Source organism: Bradyrhizobium sp. Gha (assembly GCF_900113735.1).
Taxonomy (GTDB): Bacteria; Pseudomonadota; Alphaproteobacteria; order Rhizobiales; family Xanthobacteraceae; genus Bradyrhizobium.
On the sequence record NZ_FOQM01000006.1, the window covers coordinates 110,795 to 128,581 of the forward strand.

Annotated in this window: 19 protein-coding genes; 9 read left to right on the top strand and 10 right to left on the bottom strand. The window is 65.6% G+C overall.

Annotated elements, in window-relative coordinates; translation table 11 throughout:
- The first annotated feature begins 11 nt into the window (after positions 1–11).
- Both BM222_RS11120 and BM222_RS11125 read left to right on the top strand, forming a co-directional pair.
- A complete protein-coding gene (locus BM222_RS11120) occupies positions 12–728 on the top strand; it encodes a hypothetical protein (RefSeq protein WP_092228310.1) in 717 nt (238 codons plus the stop codon).
- Between the two features lie 239 nt (positions 729–967).
- A complete protein-coding gene (locus tag BM222_RS11125) occupies positions 968–1,924 on the top strand; it encodes a LysM peptidoglycan-binding domain-containing protein (RefSeq protein WP_092228311.1) in 957 nt (318 codons plus the stop codon).
- A gap of 7 nt (positions 1,925–1,931) precedes the next feature.
- On the opposite strand, the gene BM222_RS11130 is transcribed toward BM222_RS11125, so the two are convergent.
- Complete coding sequence (locus tag BM222_RS11130; protein WP_092228312.1) at positions 1,932–3,005, bottom strand: tartrate dehydrogenase; 1,074 nt, start codon at positions 3,003–3,005, stop codon at positions 1,932–1,934.
- Positions 3,006–3,277: 272 nt separating this feature from the next.
- On the opposite strand from BM222_RS11130, the gene BM222_RS11135 reads away from it, so the two are divergent.
- Positions 3,278–4,195: a LysR family transcriptional regulator gene (locus BM222_RS11135; protein WP_092228313.1), complete on the top strand. Its 918-nt coding sequence runs from the start codon at positions 3,278–3,280 to the stop codon at positions 4,193–4,195.
- A 38-nt stretch (positions 4,196–4,233) separates the two neighbouring features.
- Entirely contained in the window at positions 4,234–5,058 is an 825-nt protein-coding gene (locus BM222_RS11140) for an aspartate dehydrogenase (RefSeq protein ID WP_092228314.1), read from the top strand.
- A gap of 221 nt (positions 5,059–5,279) precedes the next feature.
- Here BM222_RS11140 and BM222_RS11145 read toward each other — a convergent pair whose 3' ends face one another.
- Positions 5,280–6,584 (bottom strand): PQQ-dependent sugar dehydrogenase, encoded by a 1,305-nt coding sequence (locus BM222_RS11145; protein ID WP_092228315.1) that lies wholly within the window; start codon positions 6,582–6,584, stop codon positions 5,280–5,282.
- Between BM222_RS11145 and BM222_RS39935 the strand changes: the two genes are divergently transcribed.
- Positions 6,583–6,801: a hypothetical protein gene (locus BM222_RS39935; protein ID WP_143105934.1), complete on the top strand. Its 219-nt coding sequence runs from the start codon at positions 6,583–6,585 to the stop codon at positions 6,799–6,801. The genes BM222_RS11145 and BM222_RS39935 overlap by 2 nt on opposite strands.
- Positions 6,802–6,845: 44 nt before the next feature.
- Here BM222_RS39935 and BM222_RS11150 read toward each other — a convergent pair whose 3' ends face one another.
- From BM222_RS11150 to BM222_RS11180, 7 genes are all read right to left on the bottom strand, one after another.
- Positions 6,846–7,472, bottom strand: coding sequence for a methyltransferase family protein (locus tag BM222_RS11150; RefSeq protein WP_092228316.1), 627 nt, complete (start codon positions 7,470–7,472; stop codon positions 6,846–6,848).
- A gap of 31 nt (positions 7,473–7,503) precedes the next feature.
- Positions 7,504–8,535: an NAD-dependent epimerase/dehydratase family protein gene (locus BM222_RS11155; protein ID WP_092228317.1), complete on the bottom strand. Its 1,032-nt coding sequence runs from the start codon at positions 8,533–8,535 to the stop codon at positions 7,504–7,506.
- A gap of 29 nt (positions 8,536–8,564) precedes the next feature.
- Positions 8,565–9,083, bottom strand: a complete 519-nt coding sequence (locus BM222_RS11160) for an Mpo1 family 2-hydroxy fatty acid dioxygenase (RefSeq protein ID WP_092228318.1) — start codon at positions 9,081–9,083, stop codon at positions 8,565–8,567.
- Between the two features lie 166 nt (positions 9,084–9,249).
- A complete protein-coding gene (locus BM222_RS11165) occupies positions 9,250–9,921 on the bottom strand; it encodes an OmpA family protein (RefSeq protein WP_502690886.1) in 672 nt (223 codons plus the stop codon).
- On the bottom strand, positions 9,918–10,334 hold the full coding sequence (locus BM222_RS11170; RefSeq protein ID WP_092228319.1) for a hypothetical protein: 417 nt from the start codon (positions 10,332–10,334) through the stop codon (positions 9,918–9,920). The genes BM222_RS11165 and BM222_RS11170 overlap by 4 nt, the downstream gene beginning before the upstream one ends.
- An 84-nt stretch (positions 10,335–10,418) precedes the next feature.
- Positions 10,419–10,706 carry a type II toxin-antitoxin system HicB family antitoxin gene (locus BM222_RS11175; RefSeq protein WP_092228320.1) on the bottom strand — a complete coding sequence of 96 codons (288 nt, stop codon included), beginning with the start codon at positions 10,704–10,706 and terminating at the stop codon, positions 10,419–10,421.
- A 7-nt stretch (positions 10,707–10,713) separates the two neighbouring features.
- Positions 10,714–13,311, bottom strand: a complete 2,598-nt coding sequence (locus tag BM222_RS11180) for an ATP-dependent helicase (RefSeq protein ID WP_092228321.1) — start codon at positions 13,309–13,311, stop codon at positions 10,714–10,716.
- Between the two features lie 241 nt (positions 13,312–13,552).
- Between BM222_RS11180 and BM222_RS11185 the strand changes: the two genes are divergently transcribed.
- On the top strand, positions 13,553–13,723 hold the full coding sequence (locus BM222_RS11185) for a DUF1328 domain-containing protein (protein WP_045006173.1): 171 nt from the start codon (positions 13,553–13,555) through the stop codon (positions 13,721–13,723).
- A 54-nt stretch (positions 13,724–13,777) separates the two neighbouring features.
- On the opposite strand, the gene BM222_RS11190 is transcribed toward BM222_RS11185, so the two are convergent.
- On the bottom strand, positions 13,778–14,278 hold the full coding sequence (locus BM222_RS11190; protein WP_092228322.1) for a thioesterase family protein: 501 nt from the start codon (positions 14,276–14,278) through the stop codon (positions 13,778–13,780).
- An 87-nt stretch (positions 14,279–14,365) separates the two neighbouring features.
- Here BM222_RS11190 and BM222_RS11195 point away from each other — a divergent pair, with 87 nt between their 5' ends.
- The 3 genes from BM222_RS11195 (at position 14,366) to BM222_RS11205 (ending at position 17,668) form a co-directional block, all read left to right on the top strand.
- Positions 14,366–15,790: an FAD-binding oxidoreductase gene (locus BM222_RS11195; protein WP_092228323.1), complete on the top strand. Its 1,425-nt coding sequence runs from the start codon at positions 14,366–14,368 to the stop codon at positions 15,788–15,790.
- A gap of 93 nt (positions 15,791–15,883) precedes the next feature.
- Positions 15,884–17,218 carry a Spy/CpxP family protein refolding chaperone gene (locus tag BM222_RS42810; RefSeq protein WP_283810227.1) on the top strand — a complete coding sequence of 445 codons (1,335 nt, stop codon included), beginning with the start codon at positions 15,884–15,886 and terminating at the stop codon, positions 17,216–17,218.
- 87 nt (positions 17,219–17,305) lie between these two features.
- Entirely contained in the window at positions 17,306–17,668 is a 363-nt protein-coding gene (locus tag BM222_RS11205; protein WP_177243149.1) for a hypothetical protein, read from the top strand.
- Positions 17,669–17,787 lie beyond the last annotated feature (119 nt).

Below are 17,787 nucleotides of genomic sequence, written 5' to 3' on the forward strand. Positions count from 1 at the left end.
GGAAGCCATCCATGAGACCGAACGGCCGTCACACAGCCGCCGCCAGTCAGTTGCCCACTCTCCGCATCTGGGCGATCTGCCTGCTTCTGTTGTCAGCTGTTGCCATGACCCCGACCTCCGCCCGGGCGGCACCGAGCCAGGCCGCGGCGACGACGCATGTCTATCTGCTCCGTGGCGTGCTCAACATCTTCTCGCTCGGGCTCGATACGATCGGCGCCCGGCTGCAGGCGCAGGGGATCCCGGTGACCGTCGCGAACTTCGTGTCCTGGTCCTCGCTCGCCGATGAAGCCGCGACGGAATACAAGGCGGGCCGGTTCAAGACCATCATTCTGGTGGGCCACTCCTCGGGCGCGACCGCGCTGCCTGACATGATCGCCAAGCTCAACCATCTCGGCGTTCCCGTGAAGCTCGCGATCGGCCTCGACTCCGTGTTCAAGACCAAGCTGTCGACCGGCGCCGAGCGCTACATCAACATCTATATCGGCGACGGTCCGGGCGAGCCCGTCCGCGCCGCCGATGGTTTCCACGGCAAGCTCGACAATGTCGACGTGCGCGGCAGCGGCGTCGGCCACATCACCATCGACAAGAACGAGGCGATCCAGCGCCGCGTCATCGCCGAGATCGACGCCGCGATCGCCCGCTCGCGCGGTCCGGCCGGACCGCTTGCCGAGCCCCGTGCTCCGCGGGGGGCGCGTTCAGCGGCAGCAATCGCGCCTGCACGGAACTGAGGCAGGCTTGCGGCGGCTATTGGCCGCCGCCGGCTAACTGCGCTCGCGAACCTTGATTGTCCATGCCCCGACCAGGTGGTCGGTCACATCGCCGTGTGGCACCATACGGCCGCGACCTTGGCCCGGGTCAAGGAAACGGCCAGCGGCCGAATGATCCGTGCCCCAAATTCCGCCCAATCGGTGGTCACTAAGCGCCGCAAGGGAGGCGCTTGCCTCCTGTGGCGGGACTGCAGGACTTGATGATTGATCCAAGGCGACTTCTGGTGTTGGCGGCGGTTGCGCTGCTCGTCTTGAACCCCGGTCTGGTCGCGGCCTCGCCCGCCAAACCGAAGCGTGCGGCCGTCACGACCCCTGCGCCGCCTCCTGATCCGCCAGCAGCCGAGCCGCAGCCGCCCCCGAAGATTTACCTGTTCCGAGGCGCCATGGGGCCGATCTTCTCGACCGGCATCGACCGGCTGAGCGAGAAGCTGACCAAGGCCGGCTTCTCGGCCGACGTCTACGAATTCACCCTGTGCCGGCTGATCGGTAACCGCGCCATCGCCAGTTACAAGGAGAGCCCGGCGCCGATCGTGCTGATCGGCCATTCCATGGGCGGGCTATGCTCGGTTCTCATCTCCGAGATGGCGGCCAAGGAGAACATCCCGATCAGCCTCGTCATCACCATCGATCCCGCGCACGCGACCGATGACGTGCCGCTCAATGTCGAGCGCTTCATCAACATCTTCCTCTCCGACAGCGTGCTCGGTGGCGGCAACGTCGTGGCGGTGCCCGGCTATCGCGGCCATTATGCAAGCTACGACCTGAAGGAGAACAGCCGCGTCACGCACATCAACATCGAGAAGTCGGACGACATCCATCGACAGATCGTCGAGATGGTGACGCAGCTGCCGCGCATCCAGGCGGCGCAGACCGAGGCCGATGCGGTGCCGCTGCGCTATCTCGTCCCCGGTGACACGCTGGTCGAATTGTGGGACAGCGGCGTGCGCATGCCGGTTCGCCGCGGCGACACCATGGAGAGCATTGCCGCAGCCAATCGCGTGCCGCTGTGGTCGCTGGCGCAGAGCAATTCGCTTGCGGAGAACGCGACGCTCACGCCTGGCCAGTCCATCATCGTGCCCAGGCATTTGACGCCGCCGGACGCCACGGCGGCGATGGTGGTGCCGGCGCCGGCGGCACCTTCGGCCCGGAAGAAATAGACTTCGCTCAGACGTTCGAGCCGTGAATCGCGTCGATCACGGCATCGGTCACTTCCTTCGTCGTCGCCTTGCCGCCGACGTCAGGCGTCAGCACGCCGGCTGCGCAGACCTGCTCGACCGCCTTCATCAGCCGTGCCGCCGCATCCTTCTCCCCGAGATGTTCCAGCATCTGCGCACCGGTCCAGAAGGTTGCAACCGGGTTGGCGATGCCCTTGCCGGTGATGTCGAAGGCCGAGCCGTGGATCGGCTCGAACATCGAGGGGAAGCGGCGCTGCGGATCGATATTGCCGGTCGGCGCCACGCCGAGGCTGCCCGCCAGCGCACCCGCGAGGTCGGAGAGGATGTCGGCGTGCAGGTTGGTCGCGACGATGGTGTCGAGGCTCTTCGGATGCAGCGTCATCCGCACGGTCATCGCGTCGACCAGCATCTTGTCCCAGGTCACGTCGGGGAATTCGGTCGCGACTTCGGCGGCGATCTCGTCCCACATCACCATGCCGTGGCGCTGGGCGTTCGACTTGGTCACCACGGTCAGAAACTTGCGCGGGCGGGACTGCGCGAGCTGGAAGGCGTAGCGCATGATGCGCGTCACGCCGACGCGGGTGAAGACGGCGACCTCGGTGCCGACCTCTTCCGGCAGACCCTTGTGGGCGCGGCCGCCCATGCCTGCATATTCGCCTTCCGAGTTCTCGCGCACGATCACCCAGTCGAGATCGCCGACGCCGACATTGCGCAGCGGCGAGGCGACGCCCGGCAAAATCTTGGTCGGGCGCACATTGGCATATTGATCGAAGCCCTGGCAGATCGGCAGGCGCAGGCCCCACAGCGTGATGTGATCAGGGACATCAGGCGCGCCGACCGCGCCGAAATAGATCGCGTCGAACTTCTTCAGCTCAGCGAGGCCGTCCGCCGGCATCATCACGCCGTGCTTCTTGTAAAAGTCCGAGCCCCAGTCGAACGTCTTGACGTTGAAGGCGATATCGCCGCTGCGCTCGGCCAGCGCTTCCAGGACGCGGACGCCGGCGGAAATCACCTCGGGGCCGATGCCGTCGGCGGGAATGGCTGCGATCGAATGGGTGCGCATGGGATGCTCCGTTTGGGACGTCAGTGGGATGCCGGCAATGAGCCTAGGCAGGGTCGCCGGTGCCTTCAATGAGCGCTGGTTTATACAAAAAAATGATATAATCCTCGTATAGCCCCCACCGCGTCATGGCCGGGCTTGACCCGGCAATCCACGTCTTCTCCCGCGGCACAAAGAACGTGGAAGCCCGGGCCTTCGCCGCGCCGAAGCGGCTTCGGCCGCGCAGGCGGGACAAGGCCGGGCATGACGACTGCGTCTAGACGAGAGGACGGCGGATGGAATTGCACCAGCTCCGATGCTTCGTGGCGGCCGCCGAGCAGCTGCATTTCGGCCGCGCCGCGCAGCATCTTCAGATGCTGCCGTCCGCGCTTGGGCGCCAGATCAGGCTGCTGGAGGAGGATCTGGGCACGCGGCTGTTCGCGCGCACGACCCGCGCCGTCTCGCTCACCGAGGACGGCACGACGTTGCTGCGCGATGCCCGCGCCATTCTCGCCCGGGTCGAGGCTGTCGAGAGCAATTTGCGCAACCGTTCGCGTGCAGGCGCTGCACGGCGGCTGCGGATCGGCGCCATCGACAGTGCCGCCGCCGGTCTGCTGCCGCTGCTGCTGCGCGACTTCCGCGCCGGGCATCCCGAGGTCTCGGTCCAGCTCCTCGAGGACAAGACCATCAGGCTGTTGCCGAAGATCCTGACCGGCGCGCTCGATCTCGCCTTCGTCCGTCCGCCCGACCGGGCGGACAAGCGGCTGGAGTTCCGCCCGCTGCTCCAGGAGACCGCGATCGTGGCGTTTCCGCAGCGCCATGCGCTCGCCGCGCGCAAGTCGGTCAGGCTGGCCGATATCGCCGATGAGCCCTTGCTGGTGCCGGACCGCCGCTCGCGGCCGGACAGCCACGACCTTACGACGAAACTGTTCGAGCAGGCCGGATTGACGCCGCGCATCGTGCAGGTTGCCGACGAGAAGCAGACCATCATCAATCTGGTCGCAACCAAGCTCGGCGTTGCGATCGTGCCGCGCTGGACCGCGCGAATGGCGGTGTCAGGCGTGCGCTTCGTGCCGCTCCGGCTGAAGCAGAGCGGCCCGGTCGGCCGGCTGCCGCTGGCTGCGGCCTGGTTGCGCGGCTCGCGCGACCCGGCCCGCGATGCGATGCTGGCGGTGCTGGAGAGGCGCCTGCGCAGCTATGCGCGCGAGGCGTGAGCGGCTATGACACTGGTCCGGATCGAAGGTGGGATGCAATGACGGATCAAAAAGCGCCGAACCAATTGCGGGTGGCCATCGCAGGCCTGGGCTCGATCGGCAGCAAGATTGCGACCGCGCTCGATCAGGGCATCGAGGGGCTGACGCTCTCCGCCGTGGCCGTGCGCGATCCTGCCAAACATCAGGCGTTTCTGAGTGGCCTGCGCCATCGGCCGCAGATCCTGGCGATCGACCAGCTCGGCGACGCCGCCGATATCGTGGTCGAGTGTGCGCCGAGCAGCCAGTTGCGTGCGATCGTCGAGCCGGCGGTGAGGCGCGGCAAGTCCGCGGTGGTGGTCAGCGTCGGCGGGCTGCTCGACAATTTCGACCTGATCGATCTCGCCCGCGCCAATGGCGGCCGCATCCTCGTGCCGACGGGCGCACTGATCGGGCTCGATGCGGTCAACGCCGCCGCGGTCGGCACGATTCATGCGGTGAAGATGGTCACGCGCAAGCCGATCGACGGCTTGAGGGGGGCGCCGTTCATCGTGCAGAACAACATCGACATCGACAATCTGCGCGAGCCGCTCAAGCTGTTCGAGGGCAGCGCGCGCGACGCGGCGAAGGGCTTTCCGGCAAACGTCAATGTCGCAGTCGCGCTGTCGCTGGCGGGCATCGGGCCCGATCGCACCCAGATGCAGGTCTGGGCCGACCCCACCGTGACGCGCAATGTTCATCGCATCGAGGTCGAGGCGGATTCGGCGCGGTTCTCGATGGGCATCGAGAACATCCCGTCCGAGAATCCCAAGACCGGGATGATCACCGCGCTGTCCGTGATCGCGCTGCTGCGCAAGCAGCGCGCCACGTTGTGTGTCGGGACTTGATGGGTTGAGGCTTCATTAGCCCGGACACCGGTGGGCTCCCTCCCCCGCATGCGGGGGAGGGCTGGGGAGAGCGTGTTTCCGCAACGGGATACTCCCCCAGACGATAGAACCCTCACCGGCGCCGGAGCCTGTCATCGGGCGCGCCTTCGGCGCGCCCCGTTGGGCGCGACCTCTCCCGCAAGCGGGAGAGGTGCAGCGAGTCCGGGAGCGTCTACCTCAACTTACGCGCCCGTGACGCGCCAGATCACGTTGCCGACGTCGTCGGCCATCAGCAGCGACTTCTTGTCGGGGCCGATCACGACGCCCACGGGGCGGCCGTAGGATTCCTTCTCGTCCGGGGACAGGAATCCCGACAGGATGTCGCGAGCAGGGCCTGAAGGTTTTCCATTTTCGAACGGGATGAAGACCAGCTTGTAGCCGGACAGCGTGCTGCGATTCCAGGAGCCGTGCTGGCCGATCACCATGCCGTCTCCGAAGCCCGGCAAGGTCCCCGCGGGCATCCAGCACAGGCCGAGCGAGGCCGTGTGACCGCCGAGCGCGTAATCCGGCGTCAGCGCCTTGGCGACCATCGCCGGATCCTGCGGCACGCGGTCGTCCACTGTCTTGCCCCAGTAGCAGTAGGGCCAGCCGTAGAAGCCGCCATCGCGCACCGAGGTCAGGTAATCCGGCGGCGTCTCGTCGCCGAGCCCGTCACGCTCGTTGACCACGGTCCAGAGCACGCCGGTCGTCGGCTCCCAGGCAAGCCCCACGGGGTTGCGCAGGCCCGCAGCAAAAATCCGATGCGTGCCGGCGGCGAGGTCGAGCTCGTAGACCGCGGCGCGGCCTTCCTCGACCTCCATGCCCATCTCGGCGATGTTGCTGAGCGAGCCGACGCCGGCGTAAAGCTTCTTGCCGTCGGGGCTTGCGAGCAGGCTGCGCGTCCAATGGCCGCTGGGCTTGAAAGTGGTGAGCTGCTTGCCCGGCGCGGTGATGCTGTCGGCATTGGCGACATAGGGGAAGGCCATCACACCGTCGGTGTTGCCGACATAGAAAGTGTCGCCGACCAGCGCCATGCCGAACGGCTGGTTGAGGTTCTCCATGAAGGCGCGGCGGACTTCCGCGACACCGTCGCCGTCCTTGTCGCGCAGCAGCGTGATGCGGTTGGCGGAGACGCCGAGCGCCGCGGCGCGGCGCATCGTCGCCTGCATCGCGTAGTGGAACACACTGCGCGGCGCACCTGCGATCTGCGTCGCCTCGGCGATCAGCACGTCGCCATTGGGCAGGACCTCGATCCAGCGCGGATGGTCAAGATCGGTCGCAAACGCATTGACCTTGAGCCCCGCCGCGACCGTCGGCTTTTGGCCTTGGCTCCAGCCCCTGGCGGTCGGCATCTTCAAGGTGGGCAGCGCCCCCTGCGGCTTGGCTTCGGGAATGGCGGGCGCCTGACCCCAGGCGGGTGCGGGCGCGGCGCCCGAGAGCTTGCGCCATTGCAGCGCGACGCCGCCAACGAACGCGACGAACTGCGCAAAGATGCTGGAAAAACTCATGGGAAAGCCCCTGTGGAACATGCTGTTCAGTCCAACGTCCGACCGCACCAAGCCCCGCGCGGGCTCAGGCCCGTCGTCGATCTCTCCAGATCGACGATGGAACGTCGTCGTGCCTTTTTGCGCGCGCATCCAACTGGCTGGCGGTCAAAAGGTCAACCGGGGCGGAACTCACAGGGTGGCTATTCCCTGGGAATGGCTGCTGATCGAATTTGCATAGGGGAGTTCCCCCTCATCCTGAGGTGCGGCTAGAGAACGCCGCGCTCACCGCGGCGACGTGAACGGGATGATCATCGGCACGCGGCGGCAATAGGCGCCGTAGGCGTCTTCGCCGAGCTCCTTCGACAGGAATACCTCTTCCATCCGGCCCTTCTGCCACATGCCGAGCGAGATCAGGATCGCGCCGAGGATCGTCGTGACGCCGCCGATCGCGAAGCCGGTGACGAGCATGCCGAAAATCAACCCCGTGTAGATCGGGTGACGCACGATGCCGTAGGGACCGGTGTCGATGACGCGGTGGTCTTCCTTGTGTGTGATGGTGTTCGACCAGAATTTCCCGAGATGCAGCCGGCCCCACCAGGCGAAGGCGATGCCGGCGATCGAGAGGACCGCGGCGAGGGTGATGCCGGTGTTGCCGAGCACCCAGAGCGGCTTCCAGCCCAGCGCCGCCGCAATCCACGGCGTGTACAGGATGCCGCCGACCAGGATCGGCAGGCGATAGCGCTGCGACTCCAGCGTCATGACCTGCTTCTTGGTCCGCCCCTGCCAGAATGAGGCGCCCACCCAGCTGGCGAGAAAGGCGAGCCAGATCAGAGCCAGGAGTTCGGTCGGCCAGGTCGTGGTCCAGCCGCCCCAGGCGACGGAGAGAAGCTTGCTGAAATCGAAGGACATGCGGAAAGGTTCTTTGGTTTGGGCGGCGGCCTTAGCTCGCGCGCGAGGAGAGCGCGTGATGCTTGATGGCGCCGGAGGGCTGCTGGCCGTTGCGGGCGAGCAGATGGGTGATGGTTTCGCGCAGCACCGGCTCGATCGGCCGCGGCGCATAGCCGAGCTCGGTGCGGGCCTTGGCGATCGAGAGGTCGCTCGCGGCAAGCGCGATGCGCACACCCTCGCCAGTGCCGTTGGGCGGGCGGCGCGTGATGCGATCGGAGATCTTCTCGAGCATGATCGCCGAGAGCTCGGCGATCTTGCCGGGAACGACGACCGGATAGTGTCGCCGTCCGCTCATCGCCGACATCATCCGCAGGATCTGGCCCAGCCTGACGCAATCGCCCCCGAGGATGTAGCGCTGGCCAATGCGGCCGCGCTCCATCGTCAGCACGAGGCCCATGGCGACGTCGCGGACGTCGACGAGATTGACCAGGAAGTCGAGATGCGGCTGCACCTTCTTCTGGAGGAAGTACCACAGCATCGCGGTGGGCGGCGTCAGATTGTGGTCGGCCGCGCCGATCGGCATGGTCGGCGTGCCGATCACGAGCGGGAAGCCGCTCGCCGCCGCCTTGGCGGCATGATGTTCGGCGAGCGACTTCGAGCGCGTATAGGCGCCGGGCATCGCATCGGCCGGCTGCAGCGCCTCCTCGGCCGCAACGCCGTTGAGATCGGCGTAGGGGAACAGGATCGATTCCGTCGAGCAATGCAGGAAGCGCGAGACGTTGCGCTTCATCGCCGCCGCAAGCACGACCTCGGTGCCGCGGAAATTGACGTCATGGAAATCCTGCTTGTTGGCGACCCACATGCCGGGCAGGCCGGCAAGGTGATAGACCTGATCTACCCCGGAAACCGCAGCATCCACCGTCGCAGCGTCCAGCACCGAGCCGTGCACATACTCGACGTCCGCATTCGCGGTCGCCGGCGGCCGGACATCGAGAACACGTACCCGCTGCCCACGGGCGCGGAGCGCTTCGACGAGATGCTGTCCGATGAAGCCGCTGCCACCGGTAACCAGTGCGAGAGTCATGCAGAAGGTTTGCTGTTTCGCTTCTAGAACTAACGGGTCGAAAGGGAATTGGTCGGAACAGGCGCCAGAATCGCGGCAAGGTCGCGACGGAAGCCCAATGCAATGAATAATTTTGCCATGACGAACATCGGTCCAAGCAGGAAATGCGAGGGATGATCGACCATCGACGGCTGCCGTTGCTCAAATACCCGGTGGCCAACGATCTGGGACGCAACGCCGAGACCGATGAGCACCGCAAAAATCGACCACATCATGGCGGTCGAGACCTGATTGCCGATTGCGGTTGCGACCGAAAGCAGCACGATCATCGACGCGAGGATGCCAAGCCCGACGCCGGCATCCAGCATCAGCCAGTATGCCAGCACGGGCAGCGCCAAAATCACCGCCAGGCTCACCTCCACCCCGAACATCGGAAAGGCGACCCGCGTCAGCGGCAGCGTCGCGCCGGTGAAGAGCAGGAGAATGCCGACCACGTGCATCGCGCAATTCCAGGGATCGCGATGATATTCGACATAATCGGCCAGTTGGCGTTGAAAATAGCCAGCCATTTCAGTCTCGTCGGCACGGGATCGGGAAGGATGAAGGACAGCCTATAGCACCTGAGAGGGCAGTGCACAAACCGCCGCTAATGTCGCGCAAAGCGGTGCTGTCGCGCGGTGAGACAGGTCACAAAATCGTCCTGACTTCAGCGGGTTCCGCCGCAAACGCCGTGGCTCAATGCCTCTTTGCGGGCTTTTTTGCCGCAGGCGCTGGCGCTGCAGGGGGATGCGCAGGTGCAGCGTCGGGCACTTTGGCAAAGGTCAGGATCTGCATCTGGCCGTTGACCGCAGAGTTCGGCTTGGCGCGGTCGAGGAACTGCTCCTCGCCGAGGCCGATCGGCTGCAGCCGCTTGGTCGAAATCTTGAACGTGTTCACCAGCACGTCGCGGATCGCATCAGCCCGGCGCTGGCTCAGGATCGCATTGGCTTCGCGCGTCTTCGAATTGGATTCGACGTGGCCGACGATCAGGAACGTGTAGGGCAGCAGCGAGGCGTTAACCAGTGCGTCTGCGATCCGGCCGACGGTCTGGTAGGATTCCGGCTGGATGATCGGGGTGTCGGCGTCGAACTGGATCTGGGCGTTGAAGGCGGGCAGCTTGGCGAGGTCAGGCGCGATCAGCGGCCGGTTCACCGGACCCGGATCGTTCTTGATCCGGGTCTTGGCCCGTTCCATCACCTGCTGCTTCAGCGCGGGGACATCGAGCTCGACGCCCTCCTCGAAATGATCGAGCTTGCCGACGATGTCGTCACGGGTCGGAGCCGTCTGGGCGCCGGCCGCGCCTGTAAGCAGAGCGAGACCCAATGCGATGGCAAATCCGGCGGTGACGTGCCCGGGTACGCGCATCATCGATACCCCGCGTCGTCGACGGCCTTCACGCAGTTGTTGCTGATGCCCTTGGGCGTCGAGACCAGACAGGGGATCGACTTGCTGGTCTCCTTGGTCGAGCCGCCGCAAACCTTGACGATCTCGCGCTGGCAGGCGTTTGCGACCGTGACACGGGCGGCGATGCGCTTCTGGATCGCGTCGAACACCGTGAGGTAGTTGCTCTGGCACTGCTGGGAGAGCACGTCCCGGTTGCGGGACAGGCATTCCTTCAGGCGGGTGGAATCAGGATTGACGCCGCGGCAATTGGCGACGATTTCCGCACCACAACTCTTGGCCAAGAGCCCGATCGAATCGCCAAAGCTCATGGTCTCCGCCGTCGCAAGCGACGGCATCCCCCATGCAAGTACAACCAGTGTGATGAAGCCCCGGACCATGGCTGCATCTGATACGGGGAAGTTCGCCATGGTCAAGGGCTGATCGCCCCAGACCTGGAGTTCGGCCGGTGCGGCGAACCGTCCTCACTCCCCGGAATCGTCGCGCGGAGGAAATTCGATCAGGACGGCCGTGTGCTTCCCCATCTCGACGGCAAATTCCGGATCGGCCTCGAGCTCTTCCAATGTGCGCGGCGCGGGCAGCGCGCGGCCGTCCGCGGCCAGTTCCTCCGCATAGAACGCGATCGCCTCGGGCGCATTCTCGACGGCCTCATCGACATCGTCGCCACCGGAAATGCAGCCGGGCAGGTCGGGAAACCACATGCTGCATTCGTCCGTGCCGGCGGCTTCGATGATGGCAACGTAGTGAGGCATGTCGGATTCACGCCCGCTGCACGAAACTGTCCACGACCTTCTTCTCGCCGGCCTTGTCGAAGGCGATGGTGAGCTTGTTGCCGTCGATCCTGGTGACGCGGCCGTAGCCGAATTTCTGGTGGAAGACGCGGTCGGCGAGCGAGAATTCCGAGGTCGTGCCGGTGGATTTGGCGACCAGCTCGCCCTCGATCGTCATCGGCCCGCGGCGGCGCGAGGAGTAGCTGCCGAAATCGGGGCCTGAGGACGAGGAGGACGAGAACGTCGCGGCCTCGTCCTCGAAGCCGCCGCGACCGCCACCGCCATTGCGGCCGCCGCCCTTGTTGCGGTTGGCCTGGGCACGCTGCCAGCCCGGCGTCGAATAGGTCGAGCCAAAGGCCTCCATGTCGTCGAAACGCGAGGCGCCGTAGCCGCCGGTGCCGCCCCAGGCCGAGCCACCCTTGGATTCCGTGATCTCGACGTTGGCCGCCGGCAATTCGTCGAGGAAGCGCGAGGGGATCGTAGTCGACCAGGTGCCATGGATCCGGCGATTGGTCGCGAAATAGATCATGGCGCGGCGCCGCGCACGGGTCAGGCCGACATGGCCAAGCCGGCGCTCTTCCTCGAGGCCGGCGCGGCCCTGTTCGTCCAGCGTGCGCTGGCTCGGGAACAGGCCTTCCTCCCAGCCCGGCAGGAACACGTTGTCGAATTCGAGGCCCTTGGCCGAGTGCAGCGTCATCAGCGACACCGCGTCGTCCTCGGCGCCGCCCTCGCGGTCCATCACCAGCGAGATGTGCTCCAAGAACCCTTGCAGGTTCTCGAACTCCTCCATCGAGCGCACGAGCTCCTTCAGGTTCTCCAGCCGGCCCGCGGCGTCGGCCGAACGGTCCTTCTGCCACATCTCGGTATAGCCGCTCTCGTCGAGCACGATCTGGGCGAGATCCGTATGCGCGGTCACCTCGCGCTGGGCGCGCCAGCGGTCGAACTGGGCGACGACGTCGCGCAGGCTACCGCGCGCCTTCGGCTTCAATTCGTCGGTCTCGACCACCGCGCGCGCCGCCTCGAACAGCGGAATGCGGCGCTTGCGGGCGTGGTCGTGCAGCAACTGTATGGTGGCATCGCCAAGGCCGCGCTTGGGCACGTTGACGATGCGCTCGAAGGCGAGATCGTCGGCCGGCGAATTGATGACGCGCAGATAAGCGAGCGCATCGCGGATCTCGGCGCGCTCGTAGAAGCGGGGGCCGCCGATGACGCGATAGGGCAGGCCGAGCGTGACGAAACGGTCTTCGAATTCGCGCATCTGGTAGGACGCGCGCACCAGAATGGCGACCTCATTGAGCTTCTCGCCCTTGCGCTGGATCTGCTCGATCTCCTCGCCGATGCCGCGGGCCTCCTCTTCCGAATCCCAGGAGCCCGTCACCGTGACCTTCTCGCCGTCGTGGTCCTCGGTGCGCAGCGTCTTGCCGAGCCGGCCTTCATTGTGCGCGATCAGATGCGAGGCGGCAGCCAGGATGTGGCCGGTGGAGCGGTAATTGCGCTCGAGCCGGATCACCTTGGCGCCGGGAAAGTCGTGCTCGAAGCGCAGGATGTTGTCGACCTCGGCGCCGCGCCAGCCATAGATCGACTGGTCGTCGTCGCCGACGCAGCAGATGTTTTTGGTGGGAGATGCGGGGGCAGCCGCCAACGCCGCGCGCTCCGTCATTCCGGGCCGATGCGCAGCATCGAACCCGGAATCTCGATCGTCGGACTGACTGCTGGGTTGCGGGTTCGCGTCTTCGACGCGCCCCGGAATGACAGTTGGCGTGGTCGACGACGGCGCCTGCGACAGCAGCCGCAGCCACAGATATTGCGCGACGTTGGTGTCTTGATACTCGTCCACCAGGATGAATTTGAAGCGCTGCTGATACTGCCGCAAAATATCCGGGTGCTCGCGGAAGATGCGGATGTTCTCCAGCAGCAGGTCGCCGAAATCGGCGGCGTTCAGGATCTTCAGCCGCTCCTGGTAGCTCGCATAGAGCTTGCCGCCCTTGCCATTGGCGAAGACGGCGGCTTCGCCCGAGGGCACCTGGGACGGCGTCAGGCCGCGGTTCTTCCAGCCGTCGATCAGGCCGGCCAGCATGCGTGCCGGCCAGCGCTTGTCGTCGATGTTGTCGGCTTGCAGCAACTGCTTCAACAGCCGCACCTGGTCATCGACATCGAGCACGGTGAAATTCGACTTGAGCTGCGCCAGCTCGGCGTGGAAGCGCAGGATGCGGCCGCCGATGGAGTGGAAGGTGCCGAGCCACGGCATGCCTTCCACGGCGTGGCCGAGCATCTGGCCGAGCCGGTGCTTCATCTCGCGCGCCGCCTTGTTGGTGAAGGTCACCGACAGGATCTCGGCGGGGCGGGCGCGCCCCTGGCTCAGGATGTGGGCGATGCGCGTGGTCAGCACGCGGGTCTTGCCGGTGCCTGCGCCGGCCAGCACCAGAACCGGGCCATCCAGCGTCTCGACGGCCTCGCGCTGCTCCGGATTGAGGCCAGCGAGGTATTTCGGGCCAACGGAGGCGCGTGCACGCGCGGCGATGCCCCCGGCTGCGGGCTGGTGGTCGGGTACGCCTGGGATTTTGCTCGGCTCGGTCATGCGAATCATTGGCCCCACGATGGCACCGCGGGGTTGCGGAAGGGAGCCTTCATAACAGGGATTGCCGCCAATATGGGGGCGGCCGTGCCGGTTTTCCACGTGCGCGGCGGGCTGATTTTGTTCCGGGAGGGTTGGCGAATTTCCCGGCCGAGCGGGCCGGAACCAATGTTCCGAGATGGCGATTGTTTCTGCAAGTGAGGCGCCTCAGCCGCGCCATCGCAGACAGACAACCAAACAAGAGGTTTTGACCATGCTGAGCTGGGTTGTGACGTTTCTGGTTATCGCCCTGATCGCCGGCATCCTGGGCTTTGGCGGCCTCGCCGGCGCGTCGATCGAAATCGCCAAGATCATCTTCTTCGTCGCGGTCGTCCTGTTCCTGGTCTCCGCCGTGGTCGGGCTCGCCCGCGGCAGGAGGATCTAGCGGTGATCTTCACCTCTCCCCGACGGGGAGGGGTGGACGGCAGCAGCAGCCTAGCTATCTCTTCGCGGGCATCGACACGTTGCGGCCGATGCCCTCGGGCCGCGCCACGGCGCCATGAGCCCTGACGACGGCCGCGATGCGCTCGCGAATGTCAGGCGGAAACGCCGCCACCTTGCGAGAGCCCATGTCGATGTGCAGCGACATGTTTTCCGATGTGGCCGACAGCCAGCCTTCGGCGGCGTGACGCAGTTCCTGGAAGGTGTGCAGTCGCTTATCGTCGGCCTCCAGCAGCCAGACCGAGACCTGCACGGGATCGCCGAGATGGATCTCGCGCAGATAGCGCACGTGGCATTCGGCCGTGAAGGTCGAACCGTTGCGCTCCTTCATGTAAGCAGGCCCGATCCCGAGTTGCAGCCACATCTGGTCGATCGCCCGGTCGAACATCACATTGTAATAGGCCATGTTGAGATGGCCGTTATAGTCGATCCATTGCGGCTCGATCTGCATGATCGATGAGCGGAACGGCTCGGGCCTGGCGGCGGCACTTTCCGGCATGTCTCATTCCCTGCCTATGCGTCCGGTCGCTTGACTTGACCGGTGAGATGTCCTTTGCCACGGTTTCTTCTGTCGGGAGGACGATCCGTGGGTACTGCTATCACCAATAATCCGCCGCGGCCGGAGCCGAAAGCCCTCGCAAGCGCGCTGGAGCAGCTTGCCGCACGCTTCGGCAACCGCCTGATCACCTCGCAGGCGGTCCGCGAGCAGCACGGCCATACCACGACATGGATCGTCAACCAGCCGCCCGACGGCGTGGTGATGGCGCAAGAGACCGCCGACATCCAGGACGTGGTGCGGATCTGCGCGAAAAACGGCGTGCCCATCATTCCCTTCGGTACCGGCACCTCGCTCGAAGGTCAGGTCAACGCGCCCGCCGGCGGCATCTCGATCGATTTGCGCGACATGAACAAGGTGCTCGCTGTTCATGCCGAGGATCTCGATTGCGTGATCCAGCCCGGCGTCACCCGCAAGGCGCTCAACGAGCATCTGCGCGACCAGGGCCTGTTCTTCCCGATCGATCCCGGCGCGGATGCGTCGCTCGGCGGCATGGCCTCGACCCGCGCCTCCGGGACCAATGCGGTGCGCTACGGCACCATGCGCGACAGCGTGCTGGCGCTGAAGGTCGTCCGTGGCGACGGCGAGATCATCACGACGGGCACGCGCGCCAAGAAATCATCTGCAGGCTACGACCTGACGCATTTGTTCGTGGGTGCCGAAGGCACGCTCGGCATCATCTCCGAATTGACCATCCGCCTGCGCGGCATCCCCGAGACGATCGCGGCCGGCGCGGTATCGTTCGTGTCAGTGCACGGCGCGTGTCAGGCCGTGATCCTGGCGATCCAGACCGGCATTCCCGTGGCGCGCATCGAACTGCTCAATGCTGCGCAGGTGAAGGCCTGCAACGCCTATTCCAAGCTGACGCTGCCGGAGACGCCGCTGCTGCTGATGGAATTCCACGGCAGCGAGATCGAGGTTGCCGAGCAGTCCAAGGCCTTCGGTGAGATCGCCAGGGAGTGCGGCGGCGGCGATTTCTCCTGGACCACCAAGCCGGAGGATCGCACAAGATTGTGGCAGGCGCGGCACGACGCTTATTGGTCGGTCAAGGCGCTGCGTCCGGGCGACAGCATCGGCGTGGTCGCAACCGACGTCTGCGTGCCGATCTCGCGGCTCGCCGATTGCGTCAGCGAGACCGAGGAAGATCTCAGGCGGCTCGACCTGCTGTCGCCGATCGTCGGCCATGTCGGGGACGGCAATTTCCATTGCTCGCTGGTGTGTGACACCAACGATGCGGCCGAGATGGCGCGCGGCGAGGAGTTCATGCATCGCCTCGTCGAGCGCGCGCAGGCGATGGACGGAACCTGCACCGGCGAGCACGGCATCGGCCAGGGCAAGCAGAAATATCTCAAGGCGGAACTCGGCCCCGAGGCGCTCGATGCGATGCGCGCGCTGAAGAAAGCGCTCGATCCGCAAAACATCTTCAATCCCGGCAAGATCGTGCCTGAAGCGTAGCGGCCTGTCGCAACGCAGCCGCGGGAACTTTCGGCAAGCGGGCCGGTTCCAATTCCCGACACGTCTCAATGGCACTCGCGGGAGGATGGGATATTGCGAACCGTCATTGGAATTGCCGTGATGGCGCTTGCATGCATGCTGGCCGGCACGGCTCTGGGCAAGGGCGGGGGTGGTGGTCATGGCGGCGGCGGTCATGGCGGTGGCGGTCATGGCGGTGGGCACGGAGGCGGTCACGGCGGCGGCCACCATTTTGGTGGCGGCCATTTTGGCGGTCATGGCTTTGGGCACGCGCATGGCGGGGGAGGGCATCATGGCGGACTCCACCTCGCAACAGGAGCTCGACATGGTGGGCCGAGCTTCGGTCAGATCCGTAATGCAGCCGTCCGCCCTGCGAATTTGCGTAACGCCTTCAACTTCCACGCCGGTACCTTCCGCAATGGCCGGCTGATCGGCAATCCGGCGGCGCGAGCCCAGATCGCAGCGGCCGCCGCGCTGGCGGGCTGGCAAGGCGCCGGCAGCGGATGGTGGCAGCATCCGGGCGGCGGTTATGGCTGGGTCGGACCGTTGTTCTGGCCGTTCGCCTATAACGACTTCTACGACTACGCGATCTGGGGCGACGGTCTCGGCTTCTGGGGCTACGGTTATCCGGACATCTATGCCGGCATCTTCGGCCCCTATGGCTACGACGGTCTCGCGACCTATCTGCCGCAGCGACCGCAGGGGCGGCGACATGCGCGAGGCGTTGCGCTTGATCAGCTTTGCGGCAGCGACCGACGCGAAATCGTCGGTCTGCCGATCGACCAGATTGCCGCAGCGGTGCAACCGACCGAAGCGCAAGGCGCAAGCCTTGACGAGCTAAGCAATGCTTCGATCGATGCGGCCGGGATGATCCGTGCCTCCTGCCCGACGCAAGTCGCCGCGACCGCGCCCGGCCGGCTGGCAGCGATGCAGCTGCGCATCGAGGCGATGGAGAAGGCCGTCGATCTCGTTCAACCTGCCCTCGACAAATTCTACGGCTCACTCACTGACGAACAGAAGGCGCGCTTCAATGCGCTGGCCGAGGATCAGCGTCATGCCACGGCGTCCAACGATAGCGGGGGATCGCTGGTCCAGAATTGCGGAGCGTCCTCTGCGCTCGATTGGCCTGGCGCCGACATCGAGGCGAGGCTGCATCCCAACGAGACCCAGCGCGCCGCGCTGCAGGTGCTTCAGGATACCAGCGCCAAGGTCAGCTCATCTCTGAAGGCGGCGTGTCAGCCTGGCGACGTGATGACGCCGCCGGCGCGCATGGCCGCGGTCCGCAAGCGGCTCGAAATCATGCTCGAGGGCGTCAAGTCGGTACGCGCGGCGCTGGAGGATTTTTACGCGACGCTGAACGACGAGCAGAAGGCGCAGTTCGAGTCCATCGGACCACGTCGAACATCCTGAATGCGCTCGGCGACGGGGCGTGGTGCAAAAATCGTCTCGCCGATCTATGCTGAGTGGGCCTGAAGCGGAAGACGGCGTGGAATGGCGATGAAGTGGTTCGCGCGCAAGGCGCGGAAGGACATCTGGGACGAAGCGATCGAATGGCCGCTCGGCGACATCGAAGCCGCCGCGCGCATCCGCGCCATTTGTGATGCTGCGGCCCAGAGCGCCGCCGGCTCCGCGCGAAACGACGACGGCGAGAGTGCGCGCTATGAGCGCGCCGCAAAGGTCGCGATGGAAATTGCGATGAAGATATCCGACGGCCTGATACGCGACGACGCGGTGCATCGCATCGTCGATCTCTGCATGACCGCGAACGACCTCAAGACGGCGCAGATCCTGTTCCGCGCGATCCACGCCAGTTGGATCCGCGAAACGGCGCAGCGGGATCATCCCGGGCTGGCGCAGTAACCGCGATCGCTTCCACGAAGCAAGGTGCGCTCCCTCTCCCGCTTGCGGGAGAGGGCTGGGGAGAGGGTTCTCTCCTCATCGGGACAATCCCCAACAGGAAAAAGCCCTCACCCGGCGCT